General features: G+C 72.6%; 17 protein-coding genes and 1 tRNA gene. 12 read left to right on the top strand and 6 right to left on the bottom strand.

Annotated features, from left to right (window positions below):
• The first annotated feature begins 44 nt into the window (after positions 1–44).
• The 9 genes from ACFY2B_RS14985 to ACFY2B_RS14945 all read left to right on the top strand — a co-directional run bounded on the left by ACFY2B_RS14985 (position 45) and on the right by ACFY2B_RS14945 (position 7,418).
• Positions 45–479 (top strand): roadblock/LC7 domain-containing protein, encoded by a 435-nt coding sequence (locus ACFY2B_RS14985; RefSeq protein WP_390763534.1) that lies wholly within the window; start codon positions 45–47, stop codon positions 477–479.
• 2 nt (positions 480–481) lie between these two features.
• Positions 482–853, top strand: a complete 372-nt coding sequence (locus ACFY2B_RS14980; RefSeq protein ID WP_390763565.1) for a DUF742 domain-containing protein — start codon at positions 482–484, stop codon at positions 851–853.
• A complete protein-coding gene (locus ACFY2B_RS14975; RefSeq protein WP_390763533.1) occupies positions 831–1,430 on the top strand; it encodes an ATP/GTP-binding protein in 600 nt (199 codons plus the stop codon). Before ACFY2B_RS14980 ends, ACFY2B_RS14975 begins: the two co-directional genes overlap by 23 nt.
• Before the next feature lie 61 nt (positions 1,431–1,491).
• Positions 1,492–2,085 (top strand): GAF domain-containing protein, encoded by a 594-nt coding sequence (locus ACFY2B_RS14970; protein ID WP_390763532.1) that lies wholly within the window; start codon positions 1,492–1,494, stop codon positions 2,083–2,085.
• A gap of 234 nt (positions 2,086–2,319) precedes the next feature.
• Positions 2,320–3,348, top strand: a complete 1,029-nt coding sequence (gene tdh, locus ACFY2B_RS14965; protein WP_390763531.1) for an L-threonine 3-dehydrogenase — start codon at positions 2,320–2,322, stop codon at positions 3,346–3,348.
• 40 nt (positions 3,349–3,388) lie between these two features.
• On the top strand, positions 3,389–4,582 hold the full coding sequence (locus tag ACFY2B_RS14960) for a glycine C-acetyltransferase (RefSeq protein WP_390763530.1): 1,194 nt from the start codon (positions 3,389–3,391) through the stop codon (positions 4,580–4,582).
• 31 nt (positions 4,583–4,613) lie between these two features.
• Positions 4,614–5,516, top strand: coding sequence for a LysR family transcriptional regulator (locus ACFY2B_RS14955; RefSeq protein WP_390763529.1), 903 nt, complete (start codon positions 4,614–4,616; stop codon positions 5,514–5,516).
• Positions 5,517–5,629: 113 nt separating this feature from the next.
• Entirely contained in the window at positions 5,630–5,989 is a 360-nt protein-coding gene (locus ACFY2B_RS14950) for an MmcQ/YjbR family DNA-binding protein (RefSeq protein ID WP_390763528.1), read from the top strand.
• 130 nt (positions 5,990–6,119) lie between these two features.
• Positions 6,120–7,418, top strand: a complete 1,299-nt coding sequence (locus tag ACFY2B_RS14945) for an MFS transporter (RefSeq protein WP_390763564.1) — start codon at positions 6,120–6,122, stop codon at positions 7,416–7,418.
• Between the two features lie 66 nt (positions 7,419–7,484).
• Here ACFY2B_RS14945 and ACFY2B_RS14940 read toward each other — a convergent pair whose 3' ends face one another.
• Together ACFY2B_RS14940 and ACFY2B_RS14935 are read right to left on the bottom strand one after the other, a co-directional pair.
• Positions 7,485–8,396, bottom strand: a complete 912-nt coding sequence (locus tag ACFY2B_RS14940) for a transketolase family protein (protein ID WP_390763527.1) — start codon at positions 8,394–8,396, stop codon at positions 7,485–7,487.
• A gap of 30 nt (positions 8,397–8,426) precedes the next feature.
• Positions 8,427–9,134: a transketolase gene (locus tag ACFY2B_RS14935; protein WP_390763526.1), complete on the bottom strand. Its 708-nt coding sequence runs from the start codon at positions 9,132–9,134 to the stop codon at positions 8,427–8,429.
• Between the two features lie 146 nt (positions 9,135–9,280).
• On the opposite strand from ACFY2B_RS14935, the gene ACFY2B_RS14930 reads away from it, so the two are divergent.
• A tRNA-Pro gene (locus tag ACFY2B_RS14930) sits at positions 9,281–9,354 on the top strand.
• A 110-nt stretch (positions 9,355–9,464) separates the two neighbouring features.
• On the opposite strand, the gene ACFY2B_RS14925 is transcribed toward ACFY2B_RS14930, so the two are convergent.
• Positions 9,465–10,838: an MFS transporter gene (locus tag ACFY2B_RS14925; RefSeq protein ID WP_390763525.1), complete on the bottom strand. Its 1,374-nt coding sequence runs from the start codon at positions 10,836–10,838 to the stop codon at positions 9,465–9,467.
• Between the two features lie 330 nt (positions 10,839–11,168).
• Between ACFY2B_RS14925 and ACFY2B_RS14920 the strand changes: the two genes are divergently transcribed.
• Both ACFY2B_RS14920 and ACFY2B_RS14915 read left to right on the top strand, forming a co-directional pair.
• Entirely contained in the window at positions 11,169–12,089 is a 921-nt protein-coding gene (locus tag ACFY2B_RS14920) for a fructosamine kinase family protein (RefSeq protein ID WP_390763524.1), read from the top strand.
• Between the two features lie 247 nt (positions 12,090–12,336).
• The gene (locus ACFY2B_RS14915; RefSeq protein ID WP_390763523.1) at positions 12,337–14,151 is read left to right on the top strand and encodes an ABC transporter ATP-binding protein; all 1,815 of its coding nucleotides are present in this window, start codon (positions 12,337–12,339) and stop codon (positions 14,149–14,151) included.
• 19 nt (positions 14,152–14,170) lie between these two features.
• Here the strand turns inward: ACFY2B_RS14915 and ACFY2B_RS14910 are convergent, their stop codons facing one another.
• The 3 genes from ACFY2B_RS14910 to ACFY2B_RS14900 are packed head-to-tail and all read right to left on the bottom strand — an operon-like array spanning position 14,171 to position 17,292.
• On the bottom strand, positions 14,171–14,698 hold the full coding sequence (locus tag ACFY2B_RS14910) for an NUDIX hydrolase family protein (protein WP_390763563.1): 528 nt from the start codon (positions 14,696–14,698) through the stop codon (positions 14,171–14,173).
• Between the two features lie 42 nt (positions 14,699–14,740).
• On the bottom strand, positions 14,741–15,886 hold the full coding sequence (locus ACFY2B_RS14905; RefSeq protein WP_390763522.1) for an amidohydrolase family protein: 1,146 nt from the start codon (positions 15,884–15,886) through the stop codon (positions 14,741–14,743).
• A gap of 2 nt (positions 15,887–15,888) precedes the next feature.
• The gene (locus tag ACFY2B_RS14900) at positions 15,889–17,292 is read right to left on the bottom strand and encodes a glutamine synthetase (RefSeq protein ID WP_390763521.1); all 1,404 of its coding nucleotides are present in this window, start codon (positions 17,290–17,292) and stop codon (positions 15,889–15,891) included.
• Positions 17,293–17,296: the final 4 nt, after the last annotated feature.

Below are 17,296 nucleotides of genomic sequence, written 5' to 3'. Positions count from 1 at the left end.
CCCCCGCTCCCACCCCCAGCGCGACCCCAAGGAGTCGATCCACCATGGCGAGCGATGCGCCGACCGCCCAGGTATCCGACCTCGACTGGCTGATGAGCGGCCTCGTGCAACGCGTACCGCACACCACCAGCGCGGTACTGCTGTCCTGCGACGGCCTGGTGAAGTCCGTCCACGGCCTCGACCCCGACAGCGCCGACCACATGGCCGCGCTCGCCTCCGGCCTGTACTCCCTCGGCCGCAGCGCGGGCGTCCGGTTCGGCGACGGCGGCGACGTCCGGCAGGTGGTCGTCGAACTCGACTCGACCCTGCTGTGCGTCACCACCGCGGGCTCCGGCACCTGTCTCGCGGTACTGGCCGGCCGTGAGGCCGACGCCGCGGTGCTCGGCTACGAGATGGCCATGCTGGTCAAGAGCGTCCGCCCCTACCTGGTCACCGCACCCCGGCAGCACGCCGTCGGATCCCGGGCCATGAGGTCTTGAAGGTGACGGCGGCCGGCGACGGGCCATGGCTCGACGACGCGGCCGGACGGCTCGTGCGCCCCTTCACCGTCAGCAACGGCCGGACCCGGCCCACCATCGCGTTCGACCTGATGTCACAGGTGGTGGCCACCGGCGCCGGCGGCATCGGCCACCTCGGCCCCGAACACGCCCAGGCGCTCGACCTGTGCCGGGCACCCGTGTCGGTGGCCGAGATCGCCGCGCACCTCAGGCTGCCGGCCGTGGTCACCAAGGTGCTGCTCGCGGACCTCGTCGACTGCGGGGCGCTGACCGCTAAGCCCCCCGCCCTCTACCACAACCCCACTGACCGGTCCCTGCTGGAGGCAGTGCTCGATGGACTACGACGACAGCTCTGACCCGTTCCCCACCGCGCTCAAGATCCTGGTGGCGGGCGGGTTCGGCGTGGGCAAGACGACCTTCGTCGGCGCGGTGAGCGAGATCGCGCCGCTCAGTACGGAGGAACTGCTCACCACGGTCAGCGCCGCGACCGACGACCTCGACGGCATCGAGAACAAGGTCGAGACGACGGTGGCGATGGACTTCGGCCGGATCACGCTCGGCCCGGAACACGTGCTGTACCTGTTCGGCACGCCCGGACAGGAACGGTTCTGGTTCATGTGGGACGAACTGTCCGCGGGCGCGCTCGGCGCGGTGATCCTCGCCGACACCCGTCGCCTGGAGGACTGCTTCGCCGCCGTCGACTTCTTCGAGGAGCGCGGCCTCGACTTCGTCGTCGCCGTCAACGAGTTCGACGGCGCCCACCGCTACGGGCCCGAGGAGGTGCGCGCCGCCATCGACCTCGATCCGGGGATCCCCGTCGTCCGCTGCGACGCGCGCATCTCCAGCTCCGGCGTCCAGACCCTGCTCACCCTCGTACGCCACCTGATCGCGCACGCCCCGGCCGCCGCGCCGAGCCGTGGCGCCCCCAGGTGATTCCCGCACACCGTCCATGGAGCCCGCACATGAGGTACGCCCACTGGTCCGGAGCCCGGCCATGAACTACGAGCCGTCACGGCCGACCAGGGGACTGCTGGTCACCCCCGAGGACCGGGAGGCCCCCGCCCGCGCCCGGCGACTGCGCCTGCTCGGCCTGGGGGAGCGGCCCGAGCCCGCGCTGGACGCCTTCGCGCACCGGTTCGCCGAGCTGACCGGCGCACCGTACGCCATGGTGAACTTCATCAACGAGGAACGGCAGTTCTTCGCCGGCCTGAGCACCCCGGCCACCCGGCCGGTCACACTGACCGGCCCGACCGGACAAGGCGGGCCCGACGGGTCCGAACTGGGCCGCCGACTGCCCCGTGAACACGGTTTCTGCCCCCATGTGGTGGTGCGGCGCAAGGCGCTCGTCCTGGAGGACGTCCGCGACTCCCCGCGCTTCGCGGGCAATCCGGTGGTCGACGAGTACGGCATCCACGCCTATCTGGGCGCCCCGCTCATCGACAGCACGGGTACGGTCCTCGGCACGGTGAGCGTCGCCGACCTCGTGCCCCGGCACTGGGGGCGGCCCGGCCTCGACACCATCAAGTCGACGGCCGCGGACCTCGCCGCCCGACTGGAGCGACGCGAGGCCGACGGCCTCCTGCTGTGAGCACGATGCCCTGCTGCGGGCACGGCCCGCCCCCCGCCGTAGACGATCACGTCCTCGGCCGCAAGCCGGATCGCCTGTTCGGCGGTGTGTGAAGCAAAGCTGAGGCGGCGCTTTAGAAATCCTCGATGGACCGGGCCCGACGTATGGGGAACATTGCTACGTGAACCCACCCTCGTCCCCGGTACCGGCTTTCGGCATGTCCGCGACCGGGACTCACCCACAGGAGCCGTAGCGTTGAAAGCGCTGGTCAAGGAGAAAGCGGAGCCCGGGCTCTGGCTCGTGGACGTCCCGGAGCCCGCCGTCGGGCCGGGTGACGTGCTGATCAGGGTCCAGCGGACCGGGATCTGCGGCACCGACCTGCACATCCGGTCCTGGGACGGCTGGGCGCGGCAGACGATCCGCACGCCGCTCGTCGTCGGCCACGAGTTCGTCGGCGAGGTCGTGGCGCTCGGCCGGGACGTCACCGACATCGCCGTCGGCGACCGGGTGAGCGGCGAGGGCCATCTGGTCTGCGGCAAGTGCCGCAACTGCCTGGCCGGGCGCCGCCACCTGTGCCGGGCCACGGTCGGCCTGGGCGTCGGCCGCGACGGCGCGTTCGCCGAGTACGTGGCCCTGCCCGCCACCAACGTCTGGGTGCACCGGGTCCCCGTCGACCTCGACGTCGCCGCGATCTTCGACCCGTTCGGCAACGCCGTGCACACCGCCCTGTCCTTCCCGCTGGTCGGCGAGGACGTGCTGATCACCGGTGCCGGGCCGATCGGTCTGATGGCCGCCGCGGTGGCCCGGCACGCCGGTGCCCGCAACGTCGTCGTCACCGACGTCAGCGAGGAGCGACTGGCCCTGGCCCGCAAGATCGGCGTGAGCCTCGCGCTGAACGTCTCCGGTGCGACGATCGCCGACGGGCAGCGTGAGCTGGGACTGCGGGAGGGCTTCGACGTCGGCCTGGAGATGTCCGGCCGCCCCGAGGCCATGCGGGACATGATCGCCAACATGACCCACGGCGGCCGGATCGCCGTCCTCGGTCTGCCGTCCGAGGAGTTCGCGGTCGACTGGTCCCGCATCGTCACCTCCATGATCACCATCAAGGGGATCTACGGCCGGGAGATGTTCGAGACCTGGTACGCGATGTCGGTCCTGCTGGAGGGCGGCCTCGACCTCACACCGGTGATCACCGGCCGGTACAGCCACCGCGACTTCGAGGCGGCGTTCGCGGACGCGGCCGCCGGCAAGGGCGGCAAGGTCATCCTCGACTGGACAGTCTGATTTCCCGACCGGTTCGCCCCCGCACCCGATGGAGTCCCTCATGTTCACCTCTGTACGCGACGACCTGCGCACCACCCTCGACGAGATCCGCGCCGCCGGCCTGCACAAGCCCGAACGGGTGATCGGCACCCCGCAGTCCGCGACGGTCGGCGTCACCGCCGGCGGCCGCCCCGGCGAGGTCCTCAACTTCTGCGCGAACAACTACCTCGGCCTCGCCGACCACCCCGAGGTCGTCGCCGCCGCCCACGCCGCCCTGGACCGCTGGGGCTACGGCATGGCGTCCGTGCGTTTCATCTGCGGCACGCAGGAGGTCCACAAGGAACTGGAGGCGCGGCTGTCCGCGTTCCTCGGCCAGGAGGACACGATCCTCTACTCCTCCTGCTTCGACGCCAACGGCGGTGTCTTCGAGACCCTGCTCGGCGAGGAGGACGCGGTCATCTCCGACGCCCTCAACCACGCCTCCATCATCGACGGCATCCGCCTGTCCAAGGCCCGCCGCTTCCGCTACGTCAACCGCGACCTCGCCGATCTGGAGGCCAGGCTCAAGGAGGCCCAGGACGCGCGCCGGCGCCTGATCGTCACCGACGGCGTCTTCTCCATGGACGGCTATCTCGCCCCGCTCCGCGAGATCTGCGACCTCGCCGACCGTTACGACGCCATGGTCATGGTCGACGACTCGCACGCCGTGGGCTTCGTCGGCCCGACCGGGCGCGGCACGCCCGAACTGCACGGCGTCATGGACCGCGTCGACATCGTCACCGGCACCCTCGGCAAGGCCCTCGGCGGAGCCTCCGGCGGCTACGTGGCCGCCCGCGCCGAGATCGTCGCCCTGCTGCGCCAGCGCTCCCGCCCGTACCTGTTCTCGAACACCCTCGCCCCGGTGATCGCCGCGGCCTCGCTCAGGGTGCTCGACCTGCTGGAGTCGGCGGACGACCTGCGGGTCCGGCTCGCCGAGAACACGGCGCTGTTCCGCCGCCGGATGACCGAGGAGGGCTTCGACATCCTGCCCGGCGAGCACGCCATCGCCCCGGTGATGATCGGCGACGCGGCGCAGGCGGGCCGCATGGCCGAACTCCTGCTGGAGCGGGGCGTGTACGTGATCGGCTTCTCCTACCCGGTGGTCCCGCAGGGCCAGGCCCGCATCCGGGTCCAGCTGTCCGCCGCACACTCCACGGACGACGTGAACCGCGCGGTCGACGCGTTCGTCGCGGCACGAGCCGAGCTGATGGCGTGAACCGCCCGGACATATTGCAATAATCTCTCGCATGATCGAAGCACGGCGGCTCCACATCCTCCGTGCGGTGGCCGACCACCGCACGGTGACAGCGGCGGCCGCCGCGCTGTACCTCACCCCCTCTGCGGTGTCCCAGCAGCTCGCGGCCCTGGAGCAGGAGACGGGCCACCGCCTGGTCGAGCGGAGCGCGAAGGGGGTCCGGCTCACCCCGGCCGGCGAGATCCTGCTCGACCACACCAACGCCGTCCTCGCCCAGCTGGAGCGGGCCGAGGCGGAACTCGCCGCCTACGGCTCCGGTGCGGCCGGCACGGTCACCGTCGCCGCCTTCGCGACCGGGATCGCCCAGGTCGTGGCCCCCGCGGTGGCCCGCCTCGCCCGGTCCGCGCCCGGCATCCGCATCCGCGTCCGGGACGCCGAGGGCGACGCCAGCCTGCCCATGGTCCTGGACCGGCAGGTGGATGTCGCGGTGGCGGTCGAGTACCGCGGCGCGCCGCCCGCCGACGACCCGCGCCTGACCCACGTCCCGCTGTACGCCGAGCCCTTCGACGCGGTCGTCCCGCTCGACCACCGGCTGGCCGGTGCCGCGGTCGTCCCGCTCGCCGAGCTGGCCAAGGACCCGTGGATCGGCCCGTACCCCGGCAACCCCTGCCACGACGTGGTCGTCCTGGCCTGCGAGAGCGCCGGGTTCCAGCCGCACCTCGAACACTCCTCGGACGACTTCCGCGCGGTCGTGGCGCTCGCCTCGGCGGATGCCGGCGTGGCGCTCGTCCCCCGCTCGGCGCTGCGCGGCACGGACCTGTCGGGCGTGGTCGTCCGTCCCGTCGACGGGGTGGCCCCGACCCGCCGGGTCTTCGCGGCGGTGCGGCGCGGCGCCGAAGGACACCCGCTGATCCGTCCGGTGCTGGACGCGCTGGGCGAGGCCGCCCGGGTGTGAGCGGCCCGTCCCCGGGAGCCCGACAGCCCGGCTGATCGCACCCGGGGCCCGGCCCGAGCCCCGGACTCCGTCCGGCCGGGGGAGTGTCAGTGGGAGCGGTTACGGTGCCTGTCATGCCCGACGCCGAAGACGTACGCCGTATCGCCCTGTCCCTGCCGCACGCCACCGAGAAGATCGCCTGGAGCATGCCCACGTTCCGGGTGGCCGGGAAGATGTTCGCCACGCTGCCCGAGGACGAGACCTCCATCGCCGTCCGCTGTCCCAAGGAGGAGCGCGACGAGCTGGTGCTGGCCGAGCCGGGCAAGTTCTGGATCGCCGGCCACGAGGCCCAGTTCGCCTGGGTCCGCGCCCGGCTCGCCGCGCTCGACGACGAGGCCGAACTGCGTGACATCCTCTCCGATTCCTGGCGCCAGGCGGCCCCGCCCCGGCTGCTGGACGACCATCCTGAGGTGGGGCTGCCGGACGGCGGGTGACCGGGCTGGGCCGCCGCCGCGCGCCGTGGCATGATCCGACGACGGCAGCGGACGTCGGGACAGAGGGCGCTGTGAAAGAGGACGTCGTGGCGGCGATGGCGGACGCCGCCGGGGGAGCGGGCAGGGGATGATGACCGGGAAGTCGACACGGCGGGACATCGCGGTCGACGCCGGAGCCGATGGCGCGGGCGGCGAGCGCGACCGCCCGGTCTGGTCACGCGACTTCGCGCTGTTCTTCGTGGCCCGGGCCGTCGCACGGCTGGGCGACACCATGCTGCCGGTGGCCCTCGCCGCGGGACTGCTGGAGCACGGTTACGGCGCGGGCGCGGTCGGCCTCGCGATGGCCTCGACGGCCGCCGCCTTTGCCGGGCTCGTCGTCTTCGGCGGAGTCATCGCCGACCGTTTCAGCACCCGCCGGCTGATGATCGGCGCCGACCTGGTCCGCCTCGGCACCCAGTCGCTGGCCGCCGCGCTGTTCTTCGCCGGGCACGTGGTCCTCTGGCAGGTCTGCGTGATCGGCTTCGTCAACGGCGTGGCGAGCGCGGTCTTCCAACCCGGCGTGGCGAGCACCATCCCCCGCCTCGCCACCGACATCCAGGGCGCGAACGGCGCCATCCGGATCGCCGAGTCCGCGGCCCAGCTGGCGGGCCCGGCCGTGGCCGGCCTGCTGGTCGGATTCGCCTCGCCCGGCGGCGTGTTCGCGGCCCACGCCACCACCTACGCGGTGAGCGCCCTGTGCCTGCTGCTGCTCCGCCTGCCCCCGCTCCCCGAGGCGATGCGCGGCACGGCGACGGGCGGCATGCGCGCCTTCAAGGCCGATCTGGTCGACGGCTGGCGGGAGTTCAGATCGAGAACCTGGCTCTGGGGCGTGATCGCCATCTGGTGCGTCTACATGATCGCCGTATCGGGGCCGACCGTTCCGCTGGTCGCGACGGAGGTGGTGCGGCAGCACGGTCCACGCGCCTACGGCCTGATCAACTCGGCCCTCGGCGCGGGTACGGTGGCCGGCGGGCTGCTCGCCCTGCGGCTGCGCCCCCGCCGCATGCTGCGGGCCGGCGCCGTCGCCCTGTTCGCGTACGCCTGCTTCCCCGCGGCCGTCGGCGCCGGTCTCGGTGTGCCGGCCATGGCGGCCGGGGCGGCCGTCGCCGGGGCCGGGATGTCCTTCTGGGGCGTGATGTGGGCGACCAGTGTGCAGACCCAGGTCCCTCCCGACGCCCTGAACCGCATCCACGCGTACGACGTCGCCGGCTCGCTGGCGATGATGCCGGTCGGCCAGGCCCTCGCCGGTCCGGCGGCCGGCGTTGTCGGCGCCGGTCATGTGCTGCTGGTCGCCGGGGCGATGAGCCTGGTCGTCGCCGTGGCTCTGCTCTCGGTCCCCCCGATACGCAACCTGATCCGCGCCGACGCGCCGGCACCGTCGGCGCACTGATCCGACGGCGCCGTCGTCGGCCCGCTGATCACCGCGACGACCGGCGCGGGGACGGCCGTACGCCCCTCAACCCCGGGCCGGCACGGCGACGAACGCCGAGATCCGTTCCCGCAGACTCGCCGCGTCGAGCCCGTGCGCGGCGGTGTGCTCCTCCACGGTCCCGTACCGCCGCAGCTCGCGCCGCCCGACCCCGAGGCCGAGCACCCGGTGCGGCAACTCGGCCAGTGCCTCGTTCACCGCCGCCGTCGAGGTCCCGGCCAGACAGGGCTCGACGAGGACCACGTCCGTGCCCGCCGTCCCGGTGGCGCGGCGCAGCGTCACCGCGTCGAAGGGCCGCACGGTCGTCGCGTACAGGACGGTGACGTCGAGGCCCTCGGTGGCGGCGAGTACCGCGTCCAGCACTGGACCGACGGCCACGACCACTCCGGCGCGGCCCTCCCGGACCGTTGCGAACCGCTGCCCGTCGACCTCGTGCGCCTGCTGGTTGGCGAGCGCGGAGAGCCGCACGTACACCTTGTCGTCACCGGCCGCGACCGCGCGCCGCAGCATTGCCTCGGCCTCGTCCGGGTGGCCCGGCACGTGCACGGTCCAGCCGTCCAGGGTGTCGAGCAGGGCCACGTCGCCGGGCGCCATGTGGGTCTGGCCGTCGGCCGGCCGGTCGAACGAGGCGCCGGCGCTGACCAGCACCGCGCCCACGTCCTGATGTCCGAGGTCGAGCTTGAGCTGCTCGAACGGCCGCTCCACCAGGAAGGGGGCGAAGCTGTGCACCACCGGACGCAGTCCGGTCAGCGCCAGCCCGGCCGCGGCCCCGACGAGCAGCTGTTCGCGGATGCCGACATTGATCACCCGGTCGGGATGCCGGTGCTGTGCCTCGGTGAAGGCGTCCTTGCCGATCTCGGCGAGGACGACCGCGACCCGCGGATCCTCGTCGAGCAACTGCGTCAGCACGGGGGCGAATCGGTCACGCATGGTCTCCATGAGGATGCTCCTGGGGCGAGTACCGGCGTTTCAGGCGGACTTGGGCTCGACCTGGGCCACCACGACATGCGGGCGGCCCGGGTGCGCGGCGGTGCAGGCGGCGTACAACGCCTCGTGGTCCCGGCCGGGAACGGTGACGGCCGACCAGCCCGCCGCCTCGAAACGCGCCGTGATCCCGCCGGGCCGGGCGTGACTGGCGGAGCCGTTGTCGACGACGACGGCATGCAGTCGCTCCAGCCCGGCGGGCCCGGCGAAGGCGATGGCCTCGTGGTTGCTGCCCTCGTCCAGTTCGGCGTCCCCGACCAGCACCCACACCCGTGCCCCTCTCCGCCCCTGGGCCCTGAGCCCGAGCGCCGTGCCCACGGCGATGGGCAGTCCGTGCCCGAGCGATCCGCTGCCGATCTCGGCGCCCGGCACCAGTACCCGGTCCGGATGGTGCCCGAGGGGCGAGTCGTAGGATCCGAATCCGGGCAGCCACTCCACCGGAACGAAGCCCTTCGCGGCCAGCACCGCGTAGTAGGCCATCGGCCCGTGTCCCTTGCTCAGCAGGAACCGGTCCCGGTCCGGATCCGCCGTCCGTTCCGGCCCGGCCCGCAGCACCCGGTCATAGAGCACCCACAGCACGTCCAGCGTGGAGGTCGCCGCCGGTCCGTGCTTCTCGTCGCCGGTCATCAGCCCCATCAGCCGGGGCAGATCCTGATAGGTGTACCCGCGTCCGCGGTTCTCGGTGAGCGTCATACGACGACCATGGGACCTCAACCTGGGTTCAGGTCAAGCACCGGCCTCCGCGCGTGGCCCGCGCCGAACGAGCGCGCGACCACCGACCCGAGTGCGGTATGGTTTCTCTGCGCGTTTATCTGGGGAAACCCCAGGCCAAACGGGACCGGGACGTGGCGCAGCTTGGTAGCGCACTTGACTGGGGGTCAAGGGGTCGCAGGTTCAAATCCTGTCGTCCCGACGGTTCGCACATCGATGGTGAAGGGTCGTTCTCGAACGGCCCTTCACCTTTTTCCGGTCGAGATCACCGCCGCCCGTCCCCGGGGAGTCCTGTTCTGACGGGGCGTCCGGTCAGGTCGGCGCCGACGGACCGCCGTCGGCGTCACGCACGGGAATCAACAGGCAGAACCCGGCGACGATGATCGCGGTGTCCAGCCACACCGCCGCGGTCCAGCCGCCGGTGTGGTCGCGCAGGACCCCGCCGATCGCGGGTGACAGCACGGCGCCCGTCTCACCGATGAGGTTCTGCAGGCCGAACGCCGATCCCCGCAGCCGCGGCGGGGCGATGTCAGCGGTGAGGGCGTGCCCGATGGGCTGCAGCGCGTTGAAGAACAGGCTCGCCGTGAACAGCAGCAGGCCCATCACGAGCAGCGAGGGCTGCGCGGCGGCGGAGAGGTACCAGACGAAGGCCGCGGTGAGCAGGGCCTGGACGCCGGTGAAGGAGAGCAGCATGGGCTTGCGGCCCCAGCCGCGGCGCACCGCGACGTCCGACAGCCGGCCGCCGACGGGGAAACCGAGGATGCCGGCGCCGGCGTTGAAGCCCGCGGTGAGCGCGGCGCCGGCGAACGAGGAGTGCGCGGCGCCCGCCACGATCGACACCGACCAGAAACTGAAGAACCACAGGTTCCACAGCACCGCGATGTACGAGAGGTAGATCAGGAAGAGGCTGCGGTTCTTCAGGACCGGGCCCAGTTCCTCGCCCTTGCGGGCCAGGACGAACAGCACGAGGCCGACGGCCAGCACGACCTCCAGCACGGCGATCCACAGATCCGCCAGGCCGGCTTCGGTGCCCAGCAGGTAGATCGCCATGATCAGAAGCAGGGAGACCGCGGAGTATCCGGTCAGGTGCAGCGTGGCACGGCCGAGGGCGGGTGCGCTCAGCTCTCTCCGGAACCGCCGGGCGAGCGCCGCGGCCACCACCAGCGTCGCGAGACCCAGGATCCAGAAGGCCATCCGCCACGCGTCGACGTCCGCGAGCCACATCCTTCCGAGGTCGGTGAAGTGCGGAGTGAAGACGGTGGCGATGGTGATGCCGAGGGCCAGGCCGGTGATGACGACGCCCATGCCGAGACTGCGGTGGCGTTCGGGCGTCGCGTCGCTGATGATCGTACGGTCGTTGGAGAAGTAGGCGCCCTCGCCCAGCCCGGTGACGACGCGTACGACGATGAACGCCACGAGTCCGCCGACGAAGCCGGTGACCACGGTGGCGAGGCCGGCCCAGACGAGGCTGACCACGACCAGGGTCCGGTGGCCGTGACGGTCGCCCAGATAGCCACCGGGGAACTGGGTGAGCATGTAGCCGGCGAAGAACAGGCCGCCGATGAGACCGCCGAGCGCGTAGGGGCGGCCGGCGTCGGCGAGGAACCCCACGCCGTTGTCGATCATCCAGGTGACGACGGGTCCGGTGACCGCGCGGTCGGCCGCGCTCACCGTCCACCCGAGCATCAGCAGAAGCCACAGACCGTACCAGGGCTTGAGCCTCTTGCCGGGTGGACCGGCGGTCCGGTCCGATACGTCCGAGCATGCGTGACGGGATGCGTCTGCGGCGTCCGGTGGCATGGGGGTGCCTCCTGAGCGGGCGGGGACGGGGCGTTGACCGCCTGGGCCTCACGGTAGGGAGAACCGGCACCGCGCGGAACAGCCTGACCGGAGATTCCGCTGCCCGGCGGGGCTCGGATCCTCCGCCGGCGCGACGGCGCCCGATTCCCGGCCCGCGGACCGGTGTTCACTCGGGTGACCTGAGCAGTTCCCGTACAGGAAAAGGCGGTTGAGAGCATGCGTCCTCCTCCCGGGCCCGAGCCGGTCGTGCGCGCCGGCGGCGGAACACCGCACCCCGGGCCGGTACACGCCGGGTGGAACAGTCTGCCGAGCCGCGTCCTGGGACAGGTGGTGGCGGGCGAGCCGCTTCGGGGCGGCGCGGTCAACGACGTCTGGCGTCTGACGCTCGCCGACGGAACCCGGTTGGTCCTCAAGACCTCGGCCGAGGCGCCGCCCGGCCTGTACCACTGCGAGGCGGAGGGCCTGCGAGTGCTGCGTGAGCGGGGCAGTCTGCTGACCCCCCGCGTGCTGGAGGAGGGCCCGGCCCACCTCCTCGTCGAGGCGATGGAGCAGGCGCTGCCGGACGACGCCGGATTCTGGGAGTCGGCGGGCCGGGCCGTCGCCGGGCTGCACTCCACCCGCGGGGACCGCTTCGGCTGGGACACCGACGGCTGGCTGGGCCGGCTCCCGCAGGAGAACACCTGGACCGCCGACGGCCACGAGTTCTTCGCGGACCGCCGGATCCTGCGCTATGTCCGCGAGCCGACGGTGCGCGCAGCCCTGGAGACCCGCGACCTGACCGGACTCGAACGCATCTGCGACCGCCTCCCGGTGCTGGTGCCGGCCGCGCCGAGCGTGCTGAACCACGGTGACCTGTACCGGGGCAACATCGTCGCCACGGCGGACGGCGAACCCGCGTTCATCGACCCGGCGGTCTGCTGGACCTGGGCGGAGTCCGAGCTGAGCATGGCGTACTGCGTCGACCGCCTGCCGGAGCGCTTCTTCCACGCCTACCAGGAGATCCTTCCGCTCAAGGACGGCTGGCGGGAGCGCATGCCGCTGCTGCACCTGAGGGAACTCCTCAGCACCGTGGCGCACTTCGGCCGGACGGCCGACTGCGTGACGAAGATCCGGGACGTCGTCCGGCGCTTCTCCTGACACTTCACCCCCGACCGCTTCCAGGCACCGGCGACACCTGTCCACGGGCCGGTGCGATGCTGCCACGGGAGGGGGATCGGCGCCGCTGCCCGCATGGCGCATTGGGTACGGTCCGGCAGAAAACGCTTGGACTTCGCCGCCGCGCCCGCGGGACACTGCCGGTCCTCCTGGTCCGCTCCTGACGCACCCGGCCGCCGTGGCGCGCCGCGTGGGGGTGCGGGCTGTCCTACGACATCACAGGGTTGGGATGGGACCACCTGATTCAGAGGTGACACAACCGCGCAGGGGCTCGGTGCTCCTCGCGCTCCGGTACTACGGGCGGGAGCTGGCGCGGCTGCGACGGCTCGCGGTGCCCGCGATGCTGCTGCCGGCGCTCGGCAACATCGGCATCGCCTACGTCGGGCCACTGATCGTCGCCAAACTCGTCGCCGACATCGCCGACAACGGCCGCCTCGGCGTCCGTACGGCACTGCCGTACGTCCTCGGCTTCGCCGGCGTCCTGCTGTTCGCGGAGGCGCTGTGGCGGATCGGACTGCACTGCCTGAACCGCATCGACGCCCTCGGCATCGAGCACCTGTACGTGATCGGCATGGACGAGCTGTTCGCCCAGGACGCCGCGTTCTTCCACGACAACTTCGCCGGGTCGCTGACCAAACGGGTGCTGAGCTTCGCCACCCGCTTCGAGGAGTTCGTCGACACGCTGACGTTCAACGTGGCGGGCAGCTTCGTGCCGCTGATCTTCGGCTCGGTCGTGCTGTGGCGGTACGAACCGCTGCTCGTGGTCGGCCTGTTGACGATGATCGCGGTGACCGCGGCGTGCGTGGTGCCGCTGATCCGCCGCCGCCAGGCCCTGGTCAGCCGGCGCGAGGAGGCGATCGCCCGGGTGTCCGGCCATGTCGCCGACAGCCTGATGAACATGGACACGGTCCGGGCGTTCGCCGCCGAGGAACGCGAGGCCGCAGAGCACCGCTCCCGCGTCGCGGCGTCGCGCCGGCTCACCCTGCGGTCCTGGGACTACGGCAATCTGCGCATCGACACCCTCGTCGCGCCCATGTCCGTGCTGACCAACGTGCTGGGCCTGCTGATCGCGGTCGCGTTCGCCGGGCGCGGGCACGGTGTGGAGGCCGTCGTGGTCGCCTTCACCTACTACACCAACGCGACACGGATCATGTTCGAGTTCAACCAGATCTACCGCCGTCTGGAGAGCTCGATGACGGAGGCCGCGCAGTTCACCGAACTCCTGCACAGTACGCCGACCGTCCTGGACCCGGCGGCGCCCGAGCCGCTGGCGTCCCGTCCCGCCGAGGTCCGGTTCGAGCGGGTGACCTTCGCCCACGGGGGCGCCGCGCCGCTGTTCGAGGGCCTCGACCTGGACGTGCCCAGCGGGGCGAAACTCGGGCTCGTCGGCCGGTCCGGCGGTGGCAAGACGACGCTCACCCGGCTGCTGCTGCGGATGACGGACATCGACTCCGGCCGGATCCTGATCGGCGGTCAGGAGATCAACCGGCTGCGCCAGGCCGACCTGCGCAGCCTGATCGCCTATGTGCCGCAGGACCCGGCGATGTTCCACCGCACACTGCGGGACAACATCGCCTTCGCGCGGCCCGGCGCCACCGACGCCGAGATCCGCCGCGCGGCCGAGGCGGCGCACGTCACGGAGTTCGCGGACGCGCTGCCGGACGGCTTCGGGACCATGGTGGGTGAGCGCGGCGTGAAACTGTCCGGCGGACAGCGCCAGCGGGTCGCCCTCGCCCGGGCGATCCTGCGGGACGCGCCGATCCTGCTGCTCGACGAGGCGACCAGCGCCCTCGACTCCGAGAGCGAGATCCTGGTCCAGAAGGCGCTGTGGCGGCTCATGGAAGGGCGGACGGCGCTGGTGGTGGCGCACCGGCTGAGCACGGTGGCCGCCATGGACCGGCTCGTCGTGCTCGACCGCGGGCGGATCGTCGAGCAGGGCACCCACCACGAACTGCTCACGGCTCAGGGCGCCTACGCGAAGCTGTGGCAGCACCAGTCGGGCGGCTTCCTCGACGGCACCGCGCCGCGGGCCGACCTGCACTGAGCGACCCGGCGTACGTCGGTCAGGACACCTGGCCGACGTACGCGAGGGCCTGCTTGAGCAGCGCCCCGTGCCCGCCCGGCATCTCGCTCTGCACCGCCTCCGACGCGGCCTCCTGCGGCGTGAACCACACGAGGTCCAGCGCGTCCTGGCGGGGGCGGCAGTCCCCGGTCACCGGGACGACATAGGCGAGGGACACCGCGTGCTGGCGCGGATCGTGGTACGGAGTGACCCCCACGGTCGGGAAGTACTCGGCGACCGTGAACGGCTGGAGCGAGGCCGGGACCCGTGGCAGCGCCACCGGACCCAGGTCCTTCTCCAGATGCCGCAACAGGGCGTCGCGGACCCGCTCGTGGTGCAGGACCCGGCCGGAGACCAGGGTCCGGCTGACCGTGCCGTCCGGCCCGATGCGCAGCAGCAGACCGATGCTGGTGACCTCGCCGCTGTCGTCCACGCGCACCGGCACGGCCTCGACATACAGGATCGGCATGTGGGCGCGCGCCATCTCCAGTTCGTCGGAGGTCAGCCAACCGGGTGTGGTTTCGGTCATGTCAGACATTGCTCGATCATACTTTCCGAGTGGGGTGGGCGCTCAGTCGCGGGCGGAATCGGATGCGGGCAGTCCGTACAGGCGGCGGGCGTTGTCCCGGCCCGCCCAGGCGGCGATCCGCAGGGCGTCGGGCAGGCTCAGCTCGTCCGCGTCCACCCGGTCCTGCAGCAGCGCGGCGAGCCCTTGCCTGAAGCACAGTGCGCCGAGGTGGTGGAACTCGGCCACACCGTACGCGTCGGAGCTGTACAGCAGTTTGCGGAACGGGGTGATCTCCAGTGCCTCCGCCAGGATCGTCCGGGCCCGGACCGGTCCCGCGTGGTGCAGGGCCAGCCCGACGTCGAGGTACACCTGCTCGAACACCGAGGCCAGATAGGCGGCGTTGCGCTGGTACGGCCAGCAGTGCAGCAGCAGGACCGGCACGGTGCCCCGGATCAGGTGCAGCCAGTCCGTCAGCAGGGCGGGGTCGGCACGGTGCAGCCGGATGTCGTCGTCACCGAACCCGGTGTGCAACTGCAGCGGCAGCCCCAGGTCGACGGCGGTCCACAGCAGCTGCCGCACCAGAACCGGGTCGGCCAGCCGGCCGCCGGCCGCGAGCCAGCGCCGGGCCGCGCGGGTCACCTCGTGGTCCGCGGGCCGCACCGGGTCCAGGGCGAAACCGGTGCGGTAGGCGGCCACCGACTTCACCGCGACCACGCCCGGCCGGCGTACGGCCTCCTCGGCGGCGGTCCGGAACACGCGCGCGTACTCGCCCGCCTCGACGCCCCGGCCGGCCACCGACTCGGCGATTCCCTCCAGCCGAACCACCTCGTACGCCGTCGCGCCCGCCGTCCGGGCCAGTTCGGCGGGGGAGGTGAGGGGGTGCGGGGTGTACCCGGTGTCGACGCAGAACGCCTCGGCCGCCGCGGCCGACAGGAGGCGCCGGTTGACCTCCGCCCAGCCCAGGGCGGTGCGCCGGGCCAGGTAGTCGGCGGCGGGCGCGTGCCGGGGCAGGCCGAGCAGGGGCGCGCAGTGCCGGCGCACGGCCACTCCGGCGGGCGTGTCGAAGGCCGAGATGCCGCTGCCCGGCCAGGTCTCGCCCTCGGTGAGCAGGGACTCGAACGCGGCCGGCGCGAGGTCGGCGGTGACGGCGCCGTGGCAGTGGTGGTCCACCAACGGCAGCGCGTCGAGCGCCTCCCGGACCGCGCCCACCGTCAGTACTTCCAGCGGTAGGCCGCCGCCACCTGGGCGTCGTCGAAGCCCTCGACGGCCGCGGCCTCCCCGAGGCGTACCGCGGTGACCGCGTCGGCCAGGACGGGGCCCAGCGCGGTGCGCAGCACCTTGTCCGCGCGGAACGCCTCCGCCGCCGCCGTGAGCGTGGCCGGCAGCCGGCGCACGCCCCGGGCCGCGGCCTCGTCGGCGTCGAACCGGGCCGGGTCCCCGGTGGTCTCCTCCGGCAGCGGGGTCGCGCCGGCGATGCCGTCGAGGCCGGCGGCAATGACGCAGCCGAGCGCGAGATACGGGTTGGCGGCCAGGTCGACGGGTTTGACCTCCAGGTTGGCGTCCCGTTCCCGGCGTCCGGTGGTGCCGGTGACGACCCGCAGCGCCGTCTCACGGGTCTCCCGGCCCCAGGCGGTGAACACGCCCGCCCATTGCGAGGGCCGCAGCCGCAGATAGCTGGCGGGGCTCGGCGCGGTCACCGCGGTCAGCGCGGGCAGCCGGGCGAGCACCCCGGCCGTGAACGACTCCGCGTCGGCCGTCATGCCGTACCGGCCCTCGCCCCCGGAGTGCAGGTTCGCCCCGCCGCGCCAGCAGGAGAGGTGCAGATGGCCGCCGTTGCCGACGCCTGAGGCGAGTACGGCCGGGGAGAAGGACACGCGCAGGCCGTGCCGTTGCGTGACCGCCCGGACGGTCTGCCGTACCAGGACGCTCCGGTCGGCCGCCGCCACCGGGTCCAGCGCGCCCACCGACACCTCGAACTGCCCGGCCGCGTACTCGGGATGGATCTGGTCGACGTCGACGCCCTGTGCGGCGAGGGCGGTGAGCAGTTCGGCGGTGCAGTCGCTCAGCCCGACCTGCCGGGCGGCACCGTAGGCGGGGCCGGACACCGCGGGCACGAACGTCCCGTCGGGCGCGGTGTCACGGCCGACGGACCATTCGATCTCGACCGCCGCCCGGAAGGTGATCCCGAGCCGTGCCCCGGCGTCCGCGACGACCCGGCGCAGGAAGGTCCGGCTGCACCCGGGGTGCGGCTCGCCCTCCTGCGTGATCCGGTCGACCGGGGCCCAGGCCCAGCCCGGCTGGCCGGCCAGTTCCACCAGCCGGTCCAGGTCCGGGTAGAGCCGCAGGTCGCCGTCGGGCGAGCCCAGGACGTCCGTGGTGACGATCGAGTCGTCGGCCAGGAACGTGTCGAAGACCGGTGACATGCCGACACCCCAGGCCGCGGCGTGGGCGAGCCGCGTGGTCGGGACCGTCTTCACCCGGCTGACGCCCGCCGTGTCGACGTAGGCCAGGACGATCCCGCACACGCCCCGTCCGGTCAGTTCGGCGGCGCGCTCCACGGCCCGCTCCACATCGCCGGGACGCCCTCCGGGCACGGGGTCGGCCAGAGTGGTCATACGT

It is taken from the genome of Streptomyces sp. NPDC001270 (assembly GCF_042896695.1).
In the GTDB taxonomy this organism is placed as follows: Bacteria; Actinomycetota; Actinomycetes; order Streptomycetales; family Streptomycetaceae; genus Streptomyces.
Note: the sequence above shows the minus strand (reverse complement) of the source record. Positions and strands in the feature narration are given on the sequence as shown.